The sequence below is a fragment of the Cupriavidus sp. YAF13 genome, from assembly GCF_052113425.1.
Lineage (GTDB): Bacteria > Pseudomonadota > Gammaproteobacteria > Burkholderiales > Burkholderiaceae > Cupriavidus.
Genome location: NZ_JBFRDD010000031.1, coordinates 1 through 16815, shown reverse-complemented (window position 1 = coordinate 16815; position 16815 = coordinate 1). Strand labels below are relative to the sequence as shown.

The following is a 16815-nucleotide window of genomic DNA, read 5'->3' as shown; positions in this document are numbered from 1 at the left end:
AGCCTGGCGCTTTCGCGCGCGCGCTGCGCCCCGAGGGACGCGCGCGCCGCTGCGCTATGATGGCGGCCACCCCCGCCTGGCCCCTGCCTGGGCGCGCCCACGCACCGCGCGGGCGCGCGCCGGCCCGGCCCGGCCCATCCCAGCCCCCGGATGCCGAGACGATGCGGTTCAGGTTCATCGAAGACCAGGAAGTCACCCTCTTTACCGCCATCCCGGTAGGGATTGCCGCAGCCATCGTCACCACCCTGTTCAAGGAGGCGCTGGACGCTAGCGGCTATGTGATGTTTGGCACGCATGCCGATATCGTCACGGTATTCGCAGGCCTCGCCCTGATCTGGCGGGTGGCGATCCCGACGCTTGGCGGCGTGATCGCGGGCTTGCTGCTGACGGCGGCAGCCAAGCTCAACGCCGCGCAGCCAGGCGTCTCCGACTATATGGAAGCGGTTGCCAGCGGCACCGGGCGCCTGCCGGTACGCATCACCTTGCTGCGCGCGCTGTCTTCGTTCTGCTCCATCGTCACCGGCAGCTCGGTGGGCAAGGAAGGCGCGATGATCCAGCTCGCGGCCCTGTGCGGATCGGTGTTTCCGTCCGCGCGCGGCGGCAGCGGACCGGACGGCGACACCAACCTGCGGCGCATGCTCACGGCCTGCGCGGCGGCCGCCGGGCTGGCCTCGGTGTACCACACGCCGCTGTCGGCGGCGGTCTTCGTGGCCGAGGTGGTCTTTGGCGCGGTGGCGGTGCAGCGCCTGATGCCGCTGTTCCTGGCTTCCGTGGCGGGCACGGTGGTCAGCCAGCTACATGGTGGCCTGCAGCCGCTCTATCCCGGCCTGACCGTGCCCGCCGACCTGCTGCATCCGCCCATGCTGCTGGCGGCGGTCTTGCTCGGCGTGCTGGCCGGCGTGTCCGGCGCCCTCTTCATGCGTGCCTCCAGCCTGGCCAAGGGCGCCTTTGCCCGGGTGCCGGGCGGCCTGGTGCCGCGCCTGGCGCTGGGCGGTGCGATGGTGGGCGTGTTGGCGATCTGGGTGCCCGAGGTGGTCGGCAACGGCTACTACACCATCCAGTCGATCTTGCAGGGGCACCCCTTGAGCGTATCGCTGGCGGCGGTATTGCTGGCCAAGCTGCTGGCCACCGTGCTCAGCATGGGCTCGGGCGCGGTGGGCGGCGTGTTCACGCCATCGCTGTTCGTCGGCGCGGCGCTAGGGCAACTGCTGGCTCCCGCCGTGCCGGGGGGCAGCGGCGCGCCGCTGTTGCCGCTGGTCGGCATGGCCGCCTTCCTGGCCGCCACCAGCCAGGCGCCGCTGATGTCGGTGCTGATGGTGTTCGAGATGACGCTGGCCCCGGCGCTGCTGCTGCCGGGCATGATCGGCGCGGCGGCGGCCTACTACACCGCATCGCGCTGCCAGACCTTGTCCTTGTACAGCGTGGTGGCGGAGCGCACCCAGGCATCCGCCGCCGCGGAGCGCGCGCGGGCGCTGACGCTGGCCGGGCTCTGCGACGCCACCGACACCGTCATCGGCCCCGAGGCCACGCTGGAGCAGGCCAGCGACAAGTTCGCCGAGACCGGCACGCGCTATCTTTATATGGTTGGGCCGGACGGCTGCCTACTGGGCGCGCTGTCGATCCATGCGGTGCAACGTGCACTGCGCGAGCGGCCGCGCGCGGGCCTCCTGGCGCTGTGCGAGCGCGATTTCCCCACCCTGACGCCGGAGTCGCGGCTGCCCGACGCGCTGCGGCTATTCACGCATCACGCGCTCAACCGGATCCCGCTGATCCGCGACACGGCCGGGCGCGAACTGATGGGCACGGTCTCCAAGCAGCGTGTGCTGCAGGAAGCATCCGGGCTGTTCTAGCGCCGCGCGGCCGGCGGGCGACCGGGTAGAATATTAGGTTGCCCGGTCCGCGCCGCCGAAGCGAAGACCCGAATCGCTTTCGTTTTCCGCTTTCGCTTTCGTTTTCGTTTTCCGAACCGTTTCTGCCGGAGCCTCCATGCCAGCCAACCGTGCCACGCGCCCTGCCCTTTTCGTTTTGGTCCGGGCCACCTTGCTAGCTGCATCGCTTGCTTTGCCCGCCGCGCTGCTGCCGGCAACGGCGTATGCGCAGCAGGCGTTGCGCGTGATCCCAGCGGACGCGGCCAAGGCCAAGCTGGTGCTCGCCGCGCAGTCGCCCAGCGCGCCGCAGTCGGCCACGCTGGACGGCAAGACCGTTGGCGTGGCCCCGGGCCTGCGGCTGTTCGGCACGGACAACCAGTTGCTGCCCATCGGGGCGGTGGCCGGCCAAAAGCTGCCGGTGCGGTTCAAGCTCGACCTCTATGGCCAGTTGCTGACGGCCTGGGTGCTGACCGAGCAGGAACAAAAAGCAGCGCAATAGTCGTAGTCCGGGGCGCGGCGGCGCGCCGAGGCCCGGACATCTTTCGTCCCCATAAAACCCTGATGCCCCCAGGTCAACCACTGAGATCGGCACCATGAAAAAAGTCTTCGTCAAAACCTACGGCTGTCAGATGAACGAGTACGACTCGGACAAGATGGTCGATATGCTCCATGCCGCCCAGGGCATGGAGAAGACAGACACGCTGGAAGAAGCGGACGTCATCCTCTTCAACACCTGCTCCGTGCGCGAGAAAGCGCAAGAGAAGGTGTTCTCCGAACTGGGCCGCCTGAAGGCGCTCAAGGCCGTCAAGCCGGACCTGGTGATCGGCGTGGGCGGCTGCGTGGCGAGCCAGGAAGGCGCCGCCATCGTCAAGCGCGCGCCCTATGTCGACGTGGTGTTCGGCCCGCAAACGCTGCACCGCCTGCCTGACATGATCAACCGACGCCAGCAGACCGGCCACTCGCAGGTGGACATCTCCTTTCCCGAGATCGAAAAGTTCGACCACCTGCCGCCGGCGCGCGTGGAAGGCCCGAGCGCCTTTGTCTCCATCATGGAAGGCTGCTCCAAGTACTGCAGCTACTGCGTGGTGCCCTACACCCGTGGCGAGGAAGTCTCACGCCCGTTCGAGGACGTGCTGGCGGAAGTCGCCGGGCTGGCCGAGCAAGGCGTGCGCGAAGTCACGTTGCTGGGCCAGAACGTCAACGCGTATCGCGGCGCCATGGGCGGCACCAGCGAGATCGCCGACTTCGCGCTGCTGATCGAATACGTGGCCGAGATCCCCGGCATCGAGCGCATCCGCTACACCACCAGCCACCCGAAGGAATTCACCCCGCGCCTGATCGAGATGTACGAGCGCTGCCCGAAGCTGGTCAACCACCTGCACCTGCCGGTGCAGCACGCTTCAGACCGCATCCTGATGGCGATGAAGCGCGGCTACAGCGTCCTGGAATACAAGAGCATCATCCGCAAGTTGCGCGCGCTGCGCCCGGACATGTCGCTGTCATCCGACTTCATCATCGGCTTTCCCGGCGAGACCGAGGCGGACTTTGAAAAGCTGATGGCGATGATCGAGGAGATCGGCTACGACACGTCGTTCTCGTTTATCTTCAGCCCGCGCCCCGGCACGCCGGCGGCCAACCTGGCCGACGACACGCCACACGAGGTCAAGCTGCGCCGCCTGCAGCGCCTGCAGGCCACCATCGAGGAGAACGTGCAGCACATCAGCGCCGGCATGGTCGGCTCGGTGCAGCGCATCCTGGTGGAAGGCCCGGCACGCAAGGATCCGACCGAGCTGCACGGCCGCACCGAGAACAACCGCGTGGTGAATTTCGCGCTGCCCGGCGTGCCCCAGGCCAGCCGCGACCGCATGGTCGGCGAAATGGTGGACGTGGCCATTACCGAAGCCTTCCCGCATTCGCTGCGCGGCGAAATCGTAGTGCGCCAGTAACCCACGCCCGATGCAGCTTGATGCAGCCTGATGCAGCCACTCGTACCCAGATGAAAATCCCTTCAGCCGAATTCGTCGCCCCCAAGGACGACAACACCCGCCTGCAGAACCTGTGCGGGCCGCTTGACGAGAACCTGCGCCAGATCGAGCAAGCGCTCGACGTCACCATCCAGCGCCGCGGCCATCGCATGACCGTGCGCGGCGCCTACGCCCGCGACGCCGCGGCGGCACTCGAGCGCTTCTATAACAACGCCCGCACCGCCCTGTCGATCGACGACGTGCAGCTCGGCCTGGTCGAGGCACGCCAGGTCGCCGCGCACGGCGGCTATGTCCCCGACGGCGCGAGCGCGGATACCGCCAGCGACGATGACGAATCCCCCGTGCTGCACACGCGCCGCGCGGGCCTGCACGGGCGCACACCCATGCAGCGCGACTACCTTCGCAACGTACTGGCACACGACCTCACCCTGGGCATCGGCCCGGCCGGCACCGGCAAGACCTACCTGGCGGTGGCCTGCGCCGTGGACGCGCTCGAGCGCGATTCGGTCAAGCGCATCGTGTTGACGCGACCGGCGGTGGAAGCCGGCGAGCGCCTGGGCTTCCTGCCCGGCGACCTGGCCCAGAAGATCGATCCCTACCTGCGGCCGCTGTACGACGCGCTCTACGACCTGCTCGGCTTCGACCGCACGCAGAAGATGTTCGAGCGCCAGATGATCGAGGTCGCGCCGCTGGCCTACATGCGCGGGCGCACGCTGAACCACGCCTTCATCATCTTGGACGAGGCGCAGAACACCACGCCCGAGCAGATGAAGATGTTCCTGACCCGGATCGGCTTTGGCTCCAAGGCGGTCATCACCGGCGACACCACCCAGATCGACCTGCCGCGCGGGCAGAAGAGCGGCCTGGTGGAAGCGCAGCACGTGCTGCGTGAAGTGCGCGGCGTGGCCATGACCCGCTTTACCAGCACCGACGTGGTGCGGCACCCGCTGGTGGCGCGCATCGTCGATGCCTATGACGAATATCACGCTCAACACCGAGACGCTTAATCAAACGCCCAATCGTGAACGCAAAATCCTCCTCCCCCGCCAGCCTGATCCTGTTTGACGCCGAAGGCCGCGCGCGCAAGACCCAGGCGCACGCCCTGCGCGTGCAATTGCCTGACGGCCGCAGCATCACCGTGGACCTGTCGCAAGCCGCCGAAGGCGTAGTCGCGCTGCTGGCCGAGCACACCGACGACCGCCAGCAGGCTGGCCTGCTGGTGCGCCCGGACAACCACGACGCCTTGTCGGTCGCCGTTACCGCCACGCCGACGGTCACCACCACCGGCACGCCCGCCACGCCGCCATCCCTGGAACTGGCACTGCAATATGGCGAAGGCATCAAGGGGCAGCGCGGCCTGCCGACCCAGCGCAAGGTCCAGACCTGGGCCAAGTCCGCGCTGTACGCCGATGCCACGCTGACCATCCGCTTTGTCGGCGAAGAAGAAGGGCGCAGCCTGAACCGCAGCTACCGCGGCAAGGACTACGCGACCAATGTGCTGACCTTCGCCTATGCCGAGCACGAGTCCGACCCGGTCAGCGGCGACATCGTGCTGTGCTGCCCGGTAGTGGAGCAGGAAGCCCGCGAGCAGAAAAAGTCGCTTGAAGCGCACTACGCCCACCTGATCGTGCACGGCGTCCTGCATGCGCAGGGCTACGAGCACGAGGAAGACGGCGAAGCGGAAGAAATGGAAGCCATCGAGACGGAAACGCTGCAGGCCCTAGGCTTCCCGGATCCGTACCTGGCGAACGGCAACGCCAAAATCAAAGACTAGGTGTAGCCGTGATTCCCGCCCGAAAGCGGGAATCACCCCAGCGCGATGCGAAGCGAGCCGTGTAGGTGTGCCAAGGCCGTATGGGGCGCCTCGGGATTCGGCGAAAAGAGCGGAAAAGAGGGACCCATGTCTGAGTATCGCCTTAAGGCGATGCGAGTTTGGGTCCCGGCCGCTCTTTTTGCCGAAGCCCGAGGGGGTAGTCGCCCCATCCGGCGCGCCTTTTTTGCCTACTTTTTTGGCAAGACAAAAAAGTAGGTCGCCGCCCCGCAGGGGTGGTGAAACGGCAGTTGCAGTTGCAGTTGCAGTTGCAGTTGCAGTTGCAGTTGCAGTTGCAGTTGCAGTTGCCCTTGACGTTAAGCAGCTGAAGTCGCAGTTTCAAACCTCCCCCAAACCCCGCCAAACCTCCCCCCGTCACCCCCAAATCACAGCCCCCAAACCCATTTAGTGTATCCTTCAACCGATATCCACCCCGCGCTCGTCGCGCCATGAACGACCCTTATCCCAGTTCGAAGTCAGCCGACCGTCCCCGATCCCTGCTCGAACGGCTCTCGGATTTCATCTCTCCGGAGCCCGACTCCCGTGCCGAATTGCTCGAGGTGCTCCAGGATGCGCATGCGCGCAACCTGATCGACGCCGACTCGCTTTCCATGATTGAAGGCGTGTTCCAGGTATCCGAACTCACCGCGCGCGACATCATGGTCCCCCGTGGCCAGATGGACACCGTCAATATCGCCGATGCGCCGGAGAGCTTCATCCCCTTCATGCGGCAGACAGCGCACTCGCGCTTTCCGGTCTATGAAGGCAGCCGCGACAACATCATCGGCATCCTGCTCGCCAAGGACCTCTTGCGGTATTACACCGATGAAGAGTTCGACCTGCGCGAGACCTTGCGCCCGGCTGTGTTCATTCCCGAGTCCAAGCGCCTCAATATCCTGTTGCGCGACTTCCGCATCAACCGCAACCACATCGCCATGGTGGTGGACGAGTACGGCGGCGTCGCCGGCCTGGTCACCATCGAGGACGTGCTGGAGCAGATCGTGGGCGACATCGAGGATGAATTCGACCTCGACGAAGACCATGACAACATCGTGCAGCTGCCCGATGGCAGTTGGCGCGTGCATGGACTGACCGAAATCGAGCAGTTCAACGAGACCTTCGGCACGCAATTCTCGGATCACGACGTCGATACCGTGGGCGGCTTGCTGAGCAACCACCTGGGTCACGTGCCGCATCGCGGCGAAGTGGTGGTGTTGCCGCCGATACGCTTCGAAGTCCTGCGTGCCGACGCCCGCCAGGCGCACCTGATGCTGGTGCGCCGCGAGGCCCCGCTCACCCCGCCCGACGTGGACGGCGTATGAAGCGCGTTGTCCAAGCATGGTCCGGCGCCGCAAGCGCCGGACGCGACGACGCGCGCGGCGTGAGCCTGCCCCGTCTGCTGCTGGCTGCCGTGCTGGGCGTGGCCCATACCCAGGCCTACGCGCCGCACACCTGGTGGTGGCTGCAACTGCTGTCGCTGGCGGGGCTGGTGGCACTGGTCGCCGATGCGCCGCGCACCCGTGGCGCGGCCGCCACCGGCTACGCCTTCGGCCTCGGCTGGTTCCTCTCCGGCATCTGGTGGCTCTATATCAGCATGCACGTCTATGGTGAGATGCCGGCGTGGATGGCGATGCTTGCCGTGCTGCTGTTCGGCGCCTTCCTCTCGCTCTATCCGGCGCTGGCCGCCGCCACGTGGCACTGGCTGACTGCCCGCCGTACGCGGACAACCTCGTTGGCACTGCTCGCGCCACTCGCCTTTGGGGCGGCCTGGGGACTGTCGGAATGGGTGCGCGGCGTGATCTTCACCGGCTTTCCGTGGCTCTCGAGCGGCTACGCCCATACCGATGGCCCGCTGGCCGGCTTCGCGCCGCTGGTGGGCGTCTATGGCATCGGCGCGTTGGCAGCGACCGTGGCCGCCTTGCTGGCGGCCGCCGTGCGCGGCTTTGCCCGTCGCCAGGATGAGCACGCCAACCCGCGCGGCATGCGTGCCGGCGCGATCGCCCTGGCGGCCGCCGTGGCGCTGCCGCTGGCCGGCACCGCGCTGGTGCCGATCGCCTGGACCACGCCTGCCGGCAAGCCCATTTCGGTGCGGCTGCTGCAAGGCAACGTGGCGCAGGACATCAAGTTCGAGCCGGTCGGCGTGCAGCGCTCGCTCGAGCTTTATCGTGACCTGATCACCGCCGCCCCGGCGGATCTGGTCGTGACGCCGGAGACGGCGTTCCCGGTGATCTTGCAGGACCTGCCGGTGGACATCGCCATCGCGGTGCGCGACTTCACCGTGGCTAGCGGCACCACCGTGCTGTTCGGCGCCGCCGGCGCGGATTCGCCAGTCGATTTCACCAACAGCGTCTTTGGCCTGGGCCCGCTGACCGAACGGCTGTACCGCTACAACAAGCACCACCTGGTGCCGTTCGGCGAGTTCATTCCTTTCGGCTTCCATTGGTTCGTGGACATGATGAAGATGCCGCTGGGGGATTTCCGCCGCGGCGGGCTGGACCAGACGCCGCTGCCCGTGCGCGGCATCCTGGTGGCGCCCAATATCTGCTACGAGGATCTGTTCGGCGAGGAAATCGCCGAGACGCTGCGCAGCCAGAAGGTGCCGGCCAATATCCTGGCCAACGTGACCAACCTGGCATGGTTCGGCGACACCATCGCGCTGGACCAGCATCTGCAGATCTCGCGCATGCGCGCGCTGGAAACGCGCCGGCCGATGCTGCGCTCGACCAATACCGGCATGACGGCCGTGGTAACGCCGGACGGCGTGGTGGCGGGACAACTGCCGACCTTCACCGTCGGCACGCTCACCGCCAATGTGCAGGGCACGCAGGGTTTCACCCCCTACGTGCGTTGGGGCAATGTGCCAGCGCTGGCGGCATGCCTGCTGGTGCTGGCACTGGCGGCCTGGCGCCGCCGCCGGCAAAGCTGACGGCAGTCCGGGCCGGCTTGCGCCGGCCCCATTGCCAGGCCTGCCGTCAGGCCGACGCCGCTACGGCCGAGACCAAGGCGGCGGCAATCATCACTGCAATGGCGACGAGATAAGGCTTGCGAGAAAGTAGCGACATGACCGGTGTCCCCGTAACTGGATTGATTCAAACGGTTGCGGCTGTTATGCACAGCTCTGCCTAATACTGTATACAAAAACACTAACGGCCAGTATCCGGCAGGCCTTTAGCACCCTTCGGTGTTTACCCGATTCGTTGCAAAACGCCGACACCACATGCCAGCCCCGCGGGCGGGATTGGACGCCCTGACCTATGCAAGGGCCGTGCCGATGGCTGGCGGCGGCAAAAAAACCGATAGAATTCAGGGTTTGGCACGATCTTCGTGAAGCGCCGCGGCAACTTTGCCGCCGCGCGGTCCACCCTTGCTTGCTGGCCTGCGTGCAGGCCCTTACTAGTCTTCGCCTATGCTGACCTTCCAACAAATGATCCTCACCCTGCAGGCCTACTGGGACCGGCAGGGTTGTGCACTCTTGCAACCTATCGATCTGGAGGTCGGCGCCGGCACCTCGCACGTGCACACCTTCCTGCGCGCGATCGGCCCGGAACCGTGGCGAGCCGCCTATGTGCAGCCGTCGCGCCGCCCCAAGGACGGGCGCTATGGCGAGAACCCCAACCGCCTGCAGCACTACTACCAGTACCAGGTGGTGCTCAAGCCGGCCCCCGAGAACATCCTGGAGCTGTACCTCGGCTCGCTGGAAGCGCTGGGCCTGGACCTTAAGCAAAACGACATCCGCTTCGTCGAGGACGACTGGGAGAACCCCACCCTCGGCGCCTGGGGCCTGGGCTGGGAAGTCTGGCTCAACGGCATGGAAGTCACTCAATTCACCTACTTCCAGCAGGTTGGCGGCATCGACTGCAAGCCCATCACCGGCGAGATCACCTACGGCATCGAGCGCCTGGCGATGTACCTGCAGAAGGTCGAGAACATCTATGACCTGGTGTGGACCGAGTGGGAAGAAAACGGCAAGACGCGCCGCCTGACCTACGGCGACGTCTATCACCAGAACGAAGTGGAGCAATCCACCTACAACTTCGAGCAGAGCAACACCGAGATCCTGTTCCGCCACTTCGCCGAGTACGAGTCCGAGGCCAAGCGCCTGATGGGTGCCGTCGAAGCCACGCAGCAGGACGCGCCGGCCGAAGTCGCCAAGCGCCTGGCGCTGCCGGCCTACGAGCAACTGCTCAAGGCCGCTCACACATTCAACCTGCTGGATGCGCGCGGCGCGATCTCGGTCACCGAGCGCGCGGCCTACATCGGCCGCATCCGCAACCTGTCGCGGCTGGTGGCCCAGGCCTACTACGACTCGCGCGAGTCGCTCGGCTTCCCGATGTGCGACCGCGAGGCCACCGCATGACCCGCACAGCGCGCAGCGCGCTATGCCGAGGCGCTGCCCTGGCGCTGCTGGCCTTGGGGGCGCATGGCGCCGCCCGGGCCACCGCGCCGATGCCGAGCCCGCAGGTGCTGTACCTGCCGGCCGACCTGTCCAATGTGTGCGAGGCCAATCCGCAGGCCCTGCAGCAGGCGATCGACCGGCACTGGCATGGCGCTTTCGGCCCGAACAACTCGCTGGACCAATGGACCCAGCTGGTGCGCACGTTCTCGTGCGATCTCTCGGGCTCCAAGGACCTGGGCTGGCACCGCGTGCCGCTGCGCGCCTATGAAAGCGCGATCCGCTACCCGCTCTCGTGGATTGAGACCGAGACGGTCAACGGGCGGGTGCGCAGGCAGATCAAGACGTACTACTCGGCCGCGCAGCTGCCGCCCAGGATCGACTTCTGGGTGAGCGGCCGCATCGACGAGATCCGCTACGACAAGCGGCTGCGCCGCCTCGATGCCCGTTTCTTCGCGCCCCGTCCCGCCCCCGGCGGCCGTGGCAGCAGCGCAGGCAACGGCACCAATGGCACCAGCGCAGACACGCAGTGCGTAGCAACCACGCTGCAATTCCGCCAGCAAAACGGCCTGTGGCTGTTGTCCGGCGTAGAACCTACTATTGCACCGCGCTGCTAAAGCGCAGCGCGTGCCACAACTTGTTGGAAACGATTCATGTCGCAACTCCTGACCGATTCGAACGATACGCTGCTGATCGAACTGCTCACCGAAGAGCTGCCGCCCAAGGCGCTGGCACGCTTGGGCGACGCCTTCGCGCAGGGCCTCTTCGCCGGCCTCTCCGAGCGTGGCCTGGTAGGTGACGGCGCCGCCGTGACTGCGTTCGCCACGCCGCGCCGGCTGGCGGCGCTGGTCACCAAAGTGCGCCGTAACGCGCCCGACCGCGAGCAGCGCGAGAAAGTGCTGCCGCTGACCGTGGCGCTGGACGCCAGCGGCCAGCCCACCGCCCCGCTGGCCAAGAAACTGGCCGCCCTGGCTAAATCGGTGGGCGTCGAGGCGATCGACTGGCAAACCCTGGAGCGCGCCTCCGACGGCAAGGCCGACGCCTTCTTCTACTGCTACACCGCGCGCGGCGCCGAACTGGGCGCCGGGCTGCAGGCGGCGCTGGACGACACCATCGCCAAGCTGCCCATCCCCAAGGTGATGAGCTACCAGCGCCCGGACGGCAGCACGGTGCATTTCGTGCGCCCCGCGCACGGTTTGATCGCACTGCTTGGCACCGAGGTGGTGCCGCTCAGCGTGCTGGGGCTGCAAGCGGGCCGGACCACGCGCGGCCACCGCTTCCTCTCCAGCGGCGAGATCGAGATCGCGCATGCGGGCGAATACGCCGCCGTGCTGGCGTCGCAAGGCCACGTGCTGGCCAGCTACGCGGATCGCCGCGAACGCATCCGCACCGCGCTGCTGGAGCAGGCGGGCGCCGACCAGGTCGTGATGCCCGATGCGCTGCTCGACGAAGTCAACTCGCTGGTGGAATGGCCGGTGGTCTATCCTTGCCACTTCGAGGAGGTCTTCCTCGAGGTGCCGCAGGAATGCCTGATCCTGACCATGCAGACCAACCAGAAATACTTCGCGCTGACCGATGCCGCCGGCCACCTGCGCAACCGCTTCCTGGTGGTTTCCAACCTGGCCACCGATACGCCGGAGTCCATCATCAGCGGCAACGAGCGCGTGGTGCGCCCGCGCCTGGCGGACGCCAAGTTCTTCTTCGACCAGGACCGCAAGAAGACCCTCGCCTCGCGCGTGCCGCAACTGGCCAACGTGGTCTATCACAACAAGATCGGCACGCAGCTCGACCGCGTGCAGCGCCTGCAGCAGATCGCCGGCCACATCGCCGACGCGCTGGCCGCAGCCGGCATTGCCGTGGAAAAGGCGGCCGCCATGCGTGGCGCCGAACTCGCCAAGGCCGACCTGCTGACCGACATGGTGGGCGAATTCCCGGAACTGCAAGGCACCATGGGCACGTACTACGCGCGCCACGACGACGAGGCGCAGAGCGTGGCGCTGGCCTGCTCAGAGCACTACCGCCCGCGCTTTGCCGGCGACGCCCTGCCGGGCAGCCCCGTGAGCCTGGCCGTGGCGCTGGCCGACAAGCTGGAAACGCTGGTCGGCATCTGGGGCATCGGCCTGTCGCCCACCGGCGAGAAGGACCCGTTCGCGCTGCGCCGCCACGCGCTGGGCATCCTGCGCATGCTGGTCGAAACCCCGCTGCCGCTGTCGATCGACGCGCTGCTGGAACTCACCCAGCAAGCCTTCGCCGGTGTTGCCGCGGTCAAGCCCGCACAAGCCGCGATCGCAGATTTCCTCTACGACCGCCTGCGCGGCTACCTGAAGGACAAGGGCTACACCACCCATGAGGTCGAAGCCGTGGTGAGCCTGCGCCCGCAGCGCCTGGACGACATCCTGGCCCGCCTGGAAGCGGTGCGCACCTTTGCCGCCCTGCCCCAGGCCGAGGCGCTGGCCGCGGCCAACAAGCGCATCACCAACATCCTGCGCAAGAACACCGAGCCCGTAGGCACGGTGCAGCCGGCCCTGCTCCAGGAAGCTGCCGAAAGCGCGCTGCACAAGGCGGTGGAAAGCGTGCGTCCGCAAGTGGATGCCGCCTTCGCCAATGGCGACTTCGCCACCGCGCTGCGCGACCTGGCACAACTGCGCGAAGCGGTCGACCAGTTCTTCAACGATGTCATGGTGATGGCCGAAGACCCGCAGCTGCGCGCCAACCGGCTCGCGCTGCTGGCCTCGCTGCACGTGCTGGCCAATCGCGTGGCCGACATCTCCAAGCTGGCCGCGTAAGCGGCCCGGCACCACAACGGGAAGCCATCATGCCGCAGACACCGCCCAAGCTTGTCGTGCTCGATCGCGACGGGGTCGTCAACCTCGACAGCGACCAGTTCATCAAGACACCGGACGAATGGATCCCCATCGATGGCAGCCTGGAAGCGATCGCAGCGCTCAACCAGGCCGGCTATCGCGTGGTGATCGTCAGCAACCAGTCCGGCATCGGCCGCGGCCTGTTCGAGATGAGCGCGCTCAACGCCATGCACGAGAAGATGCACAAGGCGCTGGCCAACCTGGGCGGGCGCGTCGACGCGGTCTTCTTCTGCCCGCATACGGCGGCGGACGGCTGCGATTGCCGCAAACCCAAGCCCGGCATGCTTGAGCAACTGGCGGAGCGCTTCGGCGTCGAGCTCAAGGGCGTGCCGCTGGTGGGCGACTCCCTGCGCGACCTCGAAGCCGGGCTGGCGGTAGGCTGCGCCCCGCACCTGGTGCTGACCGGCAAAGGCCCCAAGACCGAGAAAAAGGGCGGCCTGCCGCCCGGCACGCTGATCCACGACGACCTGCGCGCCTTTGCGCGCTGGCTGCTCACCGGCGATGGCGCCCCGCGCCAGGCCGGCTCCTGAACCCAACTCCCGTACCGATGATTTTTCTCCGCTCCTTGCTGTTCGCGTTGTTCCTCCTGGTACTGACGCCGCCCTATGCCTGCGCGTGCTTCATCGTCTTCCCGTTCATGAACGCCGACCGCCGCTACCGCTTCGTGCGCGGCTGGCCGCGGCTGGTGACCGGTGCGGCCGCGCTGATCTGCGGCATCCGCTACCGCTATGAGGGCCGTGAGCATTTCGATGCCATGCTCGACAAGCCGGTGGTGGTGCTGTCCAAGCACCAGTCGGCATGGGAAACCGTTGCCTACCTGGCCACCATGCCCAAGCCAATGTGCTTCGTGTTCAAGCGCGAACTGCTGATGGTGCCCTTCTTCGGCTGGGCGCTGGGCATGCTCAAGATGGTGCACATCAACCGCAAGGAAGGCACCCGTGCCTTCGCCTCGGCGGTGCGCCAGGGCCGCGAGCGGCTGGCCGAAGGCGCCTGGATCATCATGTTCCCGGAAGGCACGCGCACACCGTCGGGCCTGGAGAAAACGCGCTACAAGAGCGGCGGCGCCCGCCTTGCCGTGGAAACCGGCGCATGGGTGATCCCGATGGCGGTCAACTCCGGCCGCCTGTGGCCGCGCAACTCGTTCCTCAAGTACCCGGGCCTGATCACGGTCTCCGTCGGCGCGCCGATTTCGTCGGCCAACAAGACGGCCGACCAGGTCAATCAAGAGGTTGAGGCGTGGATCGAACAAGATATGCGTAGAATCGACGCCGAGAGCTACCGGAGCAGAACGCCCGCATGAAATTGCTGCGCCCGACCCCCGACTCCCCCGGTTCCCAGATGGAGCTGCCGCTGTCCGACGCCCTTGCAGGCGAAGACAGGGCGCCCGGCATGGTGCCAGGCGGGTTGGCGCCGGCGCAGCCCGACTCCCCGACGGCGCAGCCCTGGCCCCAGCCGCAGCCCAATGCACGACGGCTGCTGGTGGGCGAGCGCGCCGTGCACTACACGCTCAAGCGCTCGTCGCGCCGTACCATCGGCTTCACCGTGGACGACCGCGGCCTGTCCATCACGGCGCCGCGCTGGGTCACGCTGGCCGACATCGAGTCGGCCATTCTGGAAAAACAGCGCTGGATCTTCAACAAGCTGGGCGAATGGCAGCACCGCGAAGCCCGCCGCGTGCTGCCCACCGTGCAATGGCGCGACGGCGCCAGCCTGCCCTTCCTGGGCAAGCCCATCACGCTGCAGCTGGAGTCTCCCGCCGGCGTGCTGCTGTTCGATGCCGAGACCCGCATTCTTCATCTCGCGCTGCCCGTGCATGCCGACGAGCAGCAGATCAAGGATCGCGTGCAAGGCTGGCTGCAACACCAGGCACGACGCCTGCTGGCACAGCGGCTCGACATCTACGCGGAAAAGCTCGGCGTGCGGCATAGCGCGTTTGCGCTGACCTCCGCCGCCACGCGCTGGGGCAGTTGCACCGCCGACGGCAAGATCCGCCTGAACTGGCGTTTGATGCATTTTCCGCTGTCGATGATCGACTACGTGGCCGCCCATGAGCTGGCGCATCTCAAAGAGATGAACCACAGCCCGCGGTTCTGGGATACGGTGGCATCGATCTTTCCGGAGTTCCGAGATGCCCGCGCGCAATTGCGGGCCCACCCGCCCGAGTTGCTGCCCACGTTCTAGGCTGGGCCTTTGATTTAAAACGGGAAAATGGGGCACCTGTGCCAAGGCAAACCGATTGCTTCCATCCCGTTTAGAATAATCGACCTATCCCAAAACAATATCAGGCCTCTCCCGAAATGCGACTCCTCCACACCATGCTCCGCGTCGGCGACCTGCAACGCTCGATCGACTTCTACACCCGCATCCTCGGCATGCAGCTGCTGCGCGAGAGCGACAACACCGAATACAAATACCGCCTCGCCTTCGTCGGCTACGGCCCGGAATCCGAAACCGCCGTGCTCGAGCTGACCTACAACTATGGCGTGGAAAAGTACGAGATGGGCACCGCCTACGGCCATATCGCACTGGAAACCGATAACGCGGCAGCCACCTGCGAGCGCATCCGCGCCGCCGGCGGCAACGTCGTGCGCGAGGCCGGCCCGGTCAAGGGCGGCACCACGGTGATCGCTTTCGTCGAAGACCCGGACGGCTACAAGATCGAACTGATCGAGCGCAATTCCACGCGCGACGCCAGCCGTCCTTGAGGTGAGCACGCCACTGCCAAGCCGGCGCCCGCTCGACGGCACGGCCGTCACGCTGATGGTGATGCTGTGCCTGGCCTGGGGACTGCAGCAAGTGGCCATCAAGGCGACGGCGCCGCTGATGGGCGCGGTGCTGCAGGCGGGCGTGCGCTCGGCGGTGGCAGCCGTGCTGGTGTTCGGCTTTGCCGCCTGGCGCCGCACGCCGCTGTGGCAGCACGATGGCACGCTGGGTGCCGGCTTGCTGGCTGGTTTGCTATTCGGCGCCGAATTCTTCTGTATTTTTGTCGGCCTTGGCCACACCACGGCTTCGCGCATGGCCGTGTTCCTCTACACCGCACCCATCTTCACCGCGCTCGGCCTGCATCTGAGCGTGGCCGGCGAACGCCTGCGGCGCGGGCAATGGCTGGGCGTCGGGCTGGCCTTCTGCGGCATGGCGCTGGCCTTCGCCGATGGTATCGCCAAGCCGGCCGCGCATGGCGGCAGCACGTTGCTGGGCGATGCGCTCGGGATCCTGGCCGGCTTCCTCTGGGCCGCTACCACGGTGGTGGTGCGCGCCAGCCGGCTGGCTTCGGCTGCGCCCAGCAAGACGCTGCTCTATCAACTTGCGGTGTCCGCGGTGATGCTGCTGACCATGGCGCTTGCTGCCGGGCAGCATCTGCATGCGCGCGTCGACGGCATGGTGATGGCCAGCCTGTTCTACCAGTCCGTGCTGATTGCGTTCGCCAGCTACCTGACGTGGTTCTGGCTACTGCGGCAGTACCTGGCTTCGCGCTTGTCGGTGTTTTCGTTTTTGACGCCGCTGTTCGGGGTGGCGTTTGGCGTAGTGCTGATGCACGACACCGTGGGCATGCGGTTTGCGATTGCCGCGGTGCTGGTGTTGGGGGGGATTGTGTTGGTGAATCGGCGGGAGTAAATGGGGGGATGTAGCTGCAACTTGCAACTGCAACTGCAACTGAAAAATCAGCTTCAGATTCAAGGGCTTAACTGCAACGGCTTAACGTCAAGGTCAAAAGCAACTGCAGTTTCACCACGCCTGCGGCGCGGCGACCTACTTTTTTGTCTTGCCAAAAAAGTAGGCAAAAAAGGCGCGCCGGATGGGGCGACACCCCCTCGGGATTTCATGAAAAGAGCGGCCGGGACCCAAACTCGCATCGCCTTAAGGCGATACTCAGACATGGGTCCCTCTTTTCCGC

The 16815-nt window shown here is 66.4% G+C and carries 16 protein-coding genes; all 16 read left to right on the top strand.

Going from position 1 to position 16815, the window contains the following annotated elements; all coding sequences use genetic code 11:
• Positions 1 to 161: 161 nt before the first annotated feature.
• Positions 162 to 1850 (top strand): ClcB-like voltage-gated chloride channel protein, encoded by a 1689-nt coding sequence (locus AB4061_RS23475; RefSeq protein ID WP_441637966.1) that lies wholly within the window; start codon positions 162 to 164, stop codon positions 1848 to 1850.
• A 136-nt stretch (positions 1851 to 1986) separates the two neighbouring features.
• Complete coding sequence (locus AB4061_RS23470) at positions 1987 to 2367, top strand: hypothetical protein (RefSeq protein ID WP_441637964.1); 381 nt, start codon at positions 1987 to 1989, stop codon at positions 2365 to 2367.
• Between the two features lie 94 nt (positions 2368 to 2461).
• Positions 2462 to 3814, top strand: coding sequence for a tRNA (N6-isopentenyl adenosine(37)-C2)-methylthiotransferase MiaB (gene miaB / locus AB4061_RS23465; RefSeq protein ID WP_441637962.1), 1353 nt, complete (start codon positions 2462 to 2464; stop codon positions 3812 to 3814).
• A 50-nt stretch (positions 3815 to 3864) separates the two neighbouring features.
• Entirely contained in the window at positions 3865 to 4860 is a 996-nt protein-coding gene (locus AB4061_RS23460; RefSeq protein ID WP_441637960.1) for a PhoH family protein, read from the top strand.
• Between the two features lie 14 nt (positions 4861 to 4874).
• Positions 4875 to 5627, top strand: a complete 753-nt coding sequence (ybeY, locus tag AB4061_RS23455; RefSeq protein ID WP_441637958.1) for an rRNA maturation RNase YbeY — start codon at positions 4875 to 4877, stop codon at positions 5625 to 5627.
• A gap of 485 nt (positions 5628 to 6112) precedes the next feature.
• The gene (locus tag AB4061_RS23450; protein WP_441637956.1) at positions 6113 to 6985 is read left to right on the top strand and encodes an HlyC/CorC family transporter; all 873 of its coding nucleotides are present in this window, start codon (positions 6113 to 6115) and stop codon (positions 6983 to 6985) included.
• The gene (gene lnt, locus AB4061_RS23445) at positions 6982 to 8589 is read left to right on the top strand and encodes an apolipoprotein N-acyltransferase (protein WP_441637954.1); all 1608 of its coding nucleotides are present in this window, start codon (positions 6982 to 6984) and stop codon (positions 8587 to 8589) included. Before AB4061_RS23450 ends, lnt begins: the two co-directional genes overlap by 4 nt.
• 480 nt (positions 8590 to 9069) lie before the next feature.
• Positions 9070 to 10020, top strand: a complete 951-nt coding sequence (glyQ, locus tag AB4061_RS23440; protein WP_441637952.1) for a glycine--tRNA ligase subunit alpha — start codon at positions 9070 to 9072, stop codon at positions 10018 to 10020.
• Complete coding sequence (locus AB4061_RS23435) at positions 10017 to 10673, top strand: hypothetical protein (protein ID WP_441637950.1); 657 nt, start codon at positions 10017 to 10019, stop codon at positions 10671 to 10673. Before glyQ ends, AB4061_RS23435 begins: the two co-directional genes overlap by 4 nt.
• A 36-nt stretch (positions 10674 to 10709) precedes the next feature.
• A complete protein-coding gene (glyS, locus tag AB4061_RS23430) occupies positions 10710 to 12842 on the top strand; it encodes a glycine--tRNA ligase subunit beta (protein WP_441637948.1) in 2133 nt (710 codons plus the stop codon).
• A 29-nt stretch (positions 12843 to 12871) separates the two neighbouring features.
• On the top strand, positions 12872 to 13450 hold the full coding sequence (gene gmhB, locus AB4061_RS23425) for a D-glycero-beta-D-manno-heptose 1,7-bisphosphate 7-phosphatase (protein ID WP_043343769.1): 579 nt from the start codon (positions 12872 to 12874) through the stop codon (positions 13448 to 13450).
• 17 nt (positions 13451 to 13467) lie between these two features.
• Entirely contained in the window at positions 13468 to 14220 is a 753-nt protein-coding gene (locus AB4061_RS23420) for a lysophospholipid acyltransferase family protein (RefSeq protein ID WP_043343766.1), read from the top strand.
• A complete protein-coding gene (locus AB4061_RS23415) occupies positions 14217 to 15101 on the top strand; it encodes a M48 family metallopeptidase (RefSeq protein WP_441637945.1) in 885 nt (294 codons plus the stop codon). The genes AB4061_RS23420 and AB4061_RS23415 overlap by 4 nt, the downstream gene beginning before the upstream one ends.
• Before the next feature lie 116 nt (positions 15102 to 15217).
• Complete coding sequence (gene gloA / locus AB4061_RS23410; protein WP_006162781.1) at positions 15218 to 15625, top strand: lactoylglutathione lyase; 408 nt, start codon at positions 15218 to 15220, stop codon at positions 15623 to 15625.
• 55 nt (positions 15626 to 15680) lie between these two features.
• Entirely contained in the window at positions 15681 to 16535 is an 855-nt protein-coding gene (locus AB4061_RS23405) for a DMT family transporter (RefSeq protein WP_441638095.1), read from the top strand.
• Between the two features lie 21 nt (positions 16536 to 16556).
• On the top strand, positions 16557 to 16815 hold a 259-nt coding region (locus AB4061_RS23400; RefSeq protein ID WP_441637943.1), incomplete at its 3' end, for a hypothetical protein.

Excerpts from the sequence above, each read along its gene's own strand:
- AB4061_RS23475 (WP_441637966.1), top strand. The coding sequence starts at position 162 with ATGCGGTTCAGGTTCATCGAAGACCAGGAAGTCACCCTCTTTACCGCC.
- AB4061_RS23470 (WP_441637964.1), top strand. The coding sequence starts at position 1,987 with ATGCCAGCCAACCGTGCCACGCGCCCTGCCCTTTTCGTTTTGGTCCGG.
- miaB (WP_441637962.1), top strand. The coding sequence starts at position 2,462 with ATGAAAAAAGTCTTCGTCAAAACCTACGGCTGTCAGATGAACGAGTAC.
- AB4061_RS23460 (WP_441637960.1), top strand. The coding sequence starts at position 3,865 with ATGAAAATCCCTTCAGCCGAATTCGTCGCCCCCAAGGACGACAACACC.
- AB4061_RS23450 (WP_441637956.1), top strand. The coding sequence starts at position 6,113 with ATGAACGACCCTTATCCCAGTTCGAAGTCAGCCGACCGTCCCCGATCC.
- lnt (WP_441637954.1), top strand. The coding sequence starts at position 6,982 with ATGAAGCGCGTTGTCCAAGCATGGTCCGGCGCCGCAAGCGCCGGACGC.
- glyQ (WP_441637952.1), top strand. The coding sequence starts at position 9,070 with ATGCTGACCTTCCAACAAATGATCCTCACCCTGCAGGCCTACTGGGAC.
- AB4061_RS23435 (WP_441637950.1), top strand. The coding sequence starts at position 10,017 with ATGACCCGCACAGCGCGCAGCGCGCTATGCCGAGGCGCTGCCCTGGCG.
- glyS (WP_441637948.1), top strand. The coding sequence starts at position 10,710 with ATGTCGCAACTCCTGACCGATTCGAACGATACGCTGCTGATCGAACTG.
- gmhB (WP_043343769.1), top strand. The coding sequence starts at position 12,872 with ATGCCGCAGACACCGCCCAAGCTTGTCGTGCTCGATCGCGACGGGGTC.
- AB4061_RS23420 (WP_043343766.1), top strand. The coding sequence starts at position 13,468 with ATGATTTTTCTCCGCTCCTTGCTGTTCGCGTTGTTCCTCCTGGTACTG.
- AB4061_RS23415 (WP_441637945.1), top strand. The coding sequence starts at position 14,217 with ATGAAATTGCTGCGCCCGACCCCCGACTCCCCCGGTTCCCAGATGGAG.
- gloA (WP_006162781.1), top strand. The coding sequence starts at position 15,218 with ATGCGACTCCTCCACACCATGCTCCGCGTCGGCGACCTGCAACGCTCG.
- AB4061_RS23405 (WP_441638095.1), top strand. The coding sequence starts at position 15,681 with ATGGTGATGCTGTGCCTGGCCTGGGGACTGCAGCAAGTGGCCATCAAG.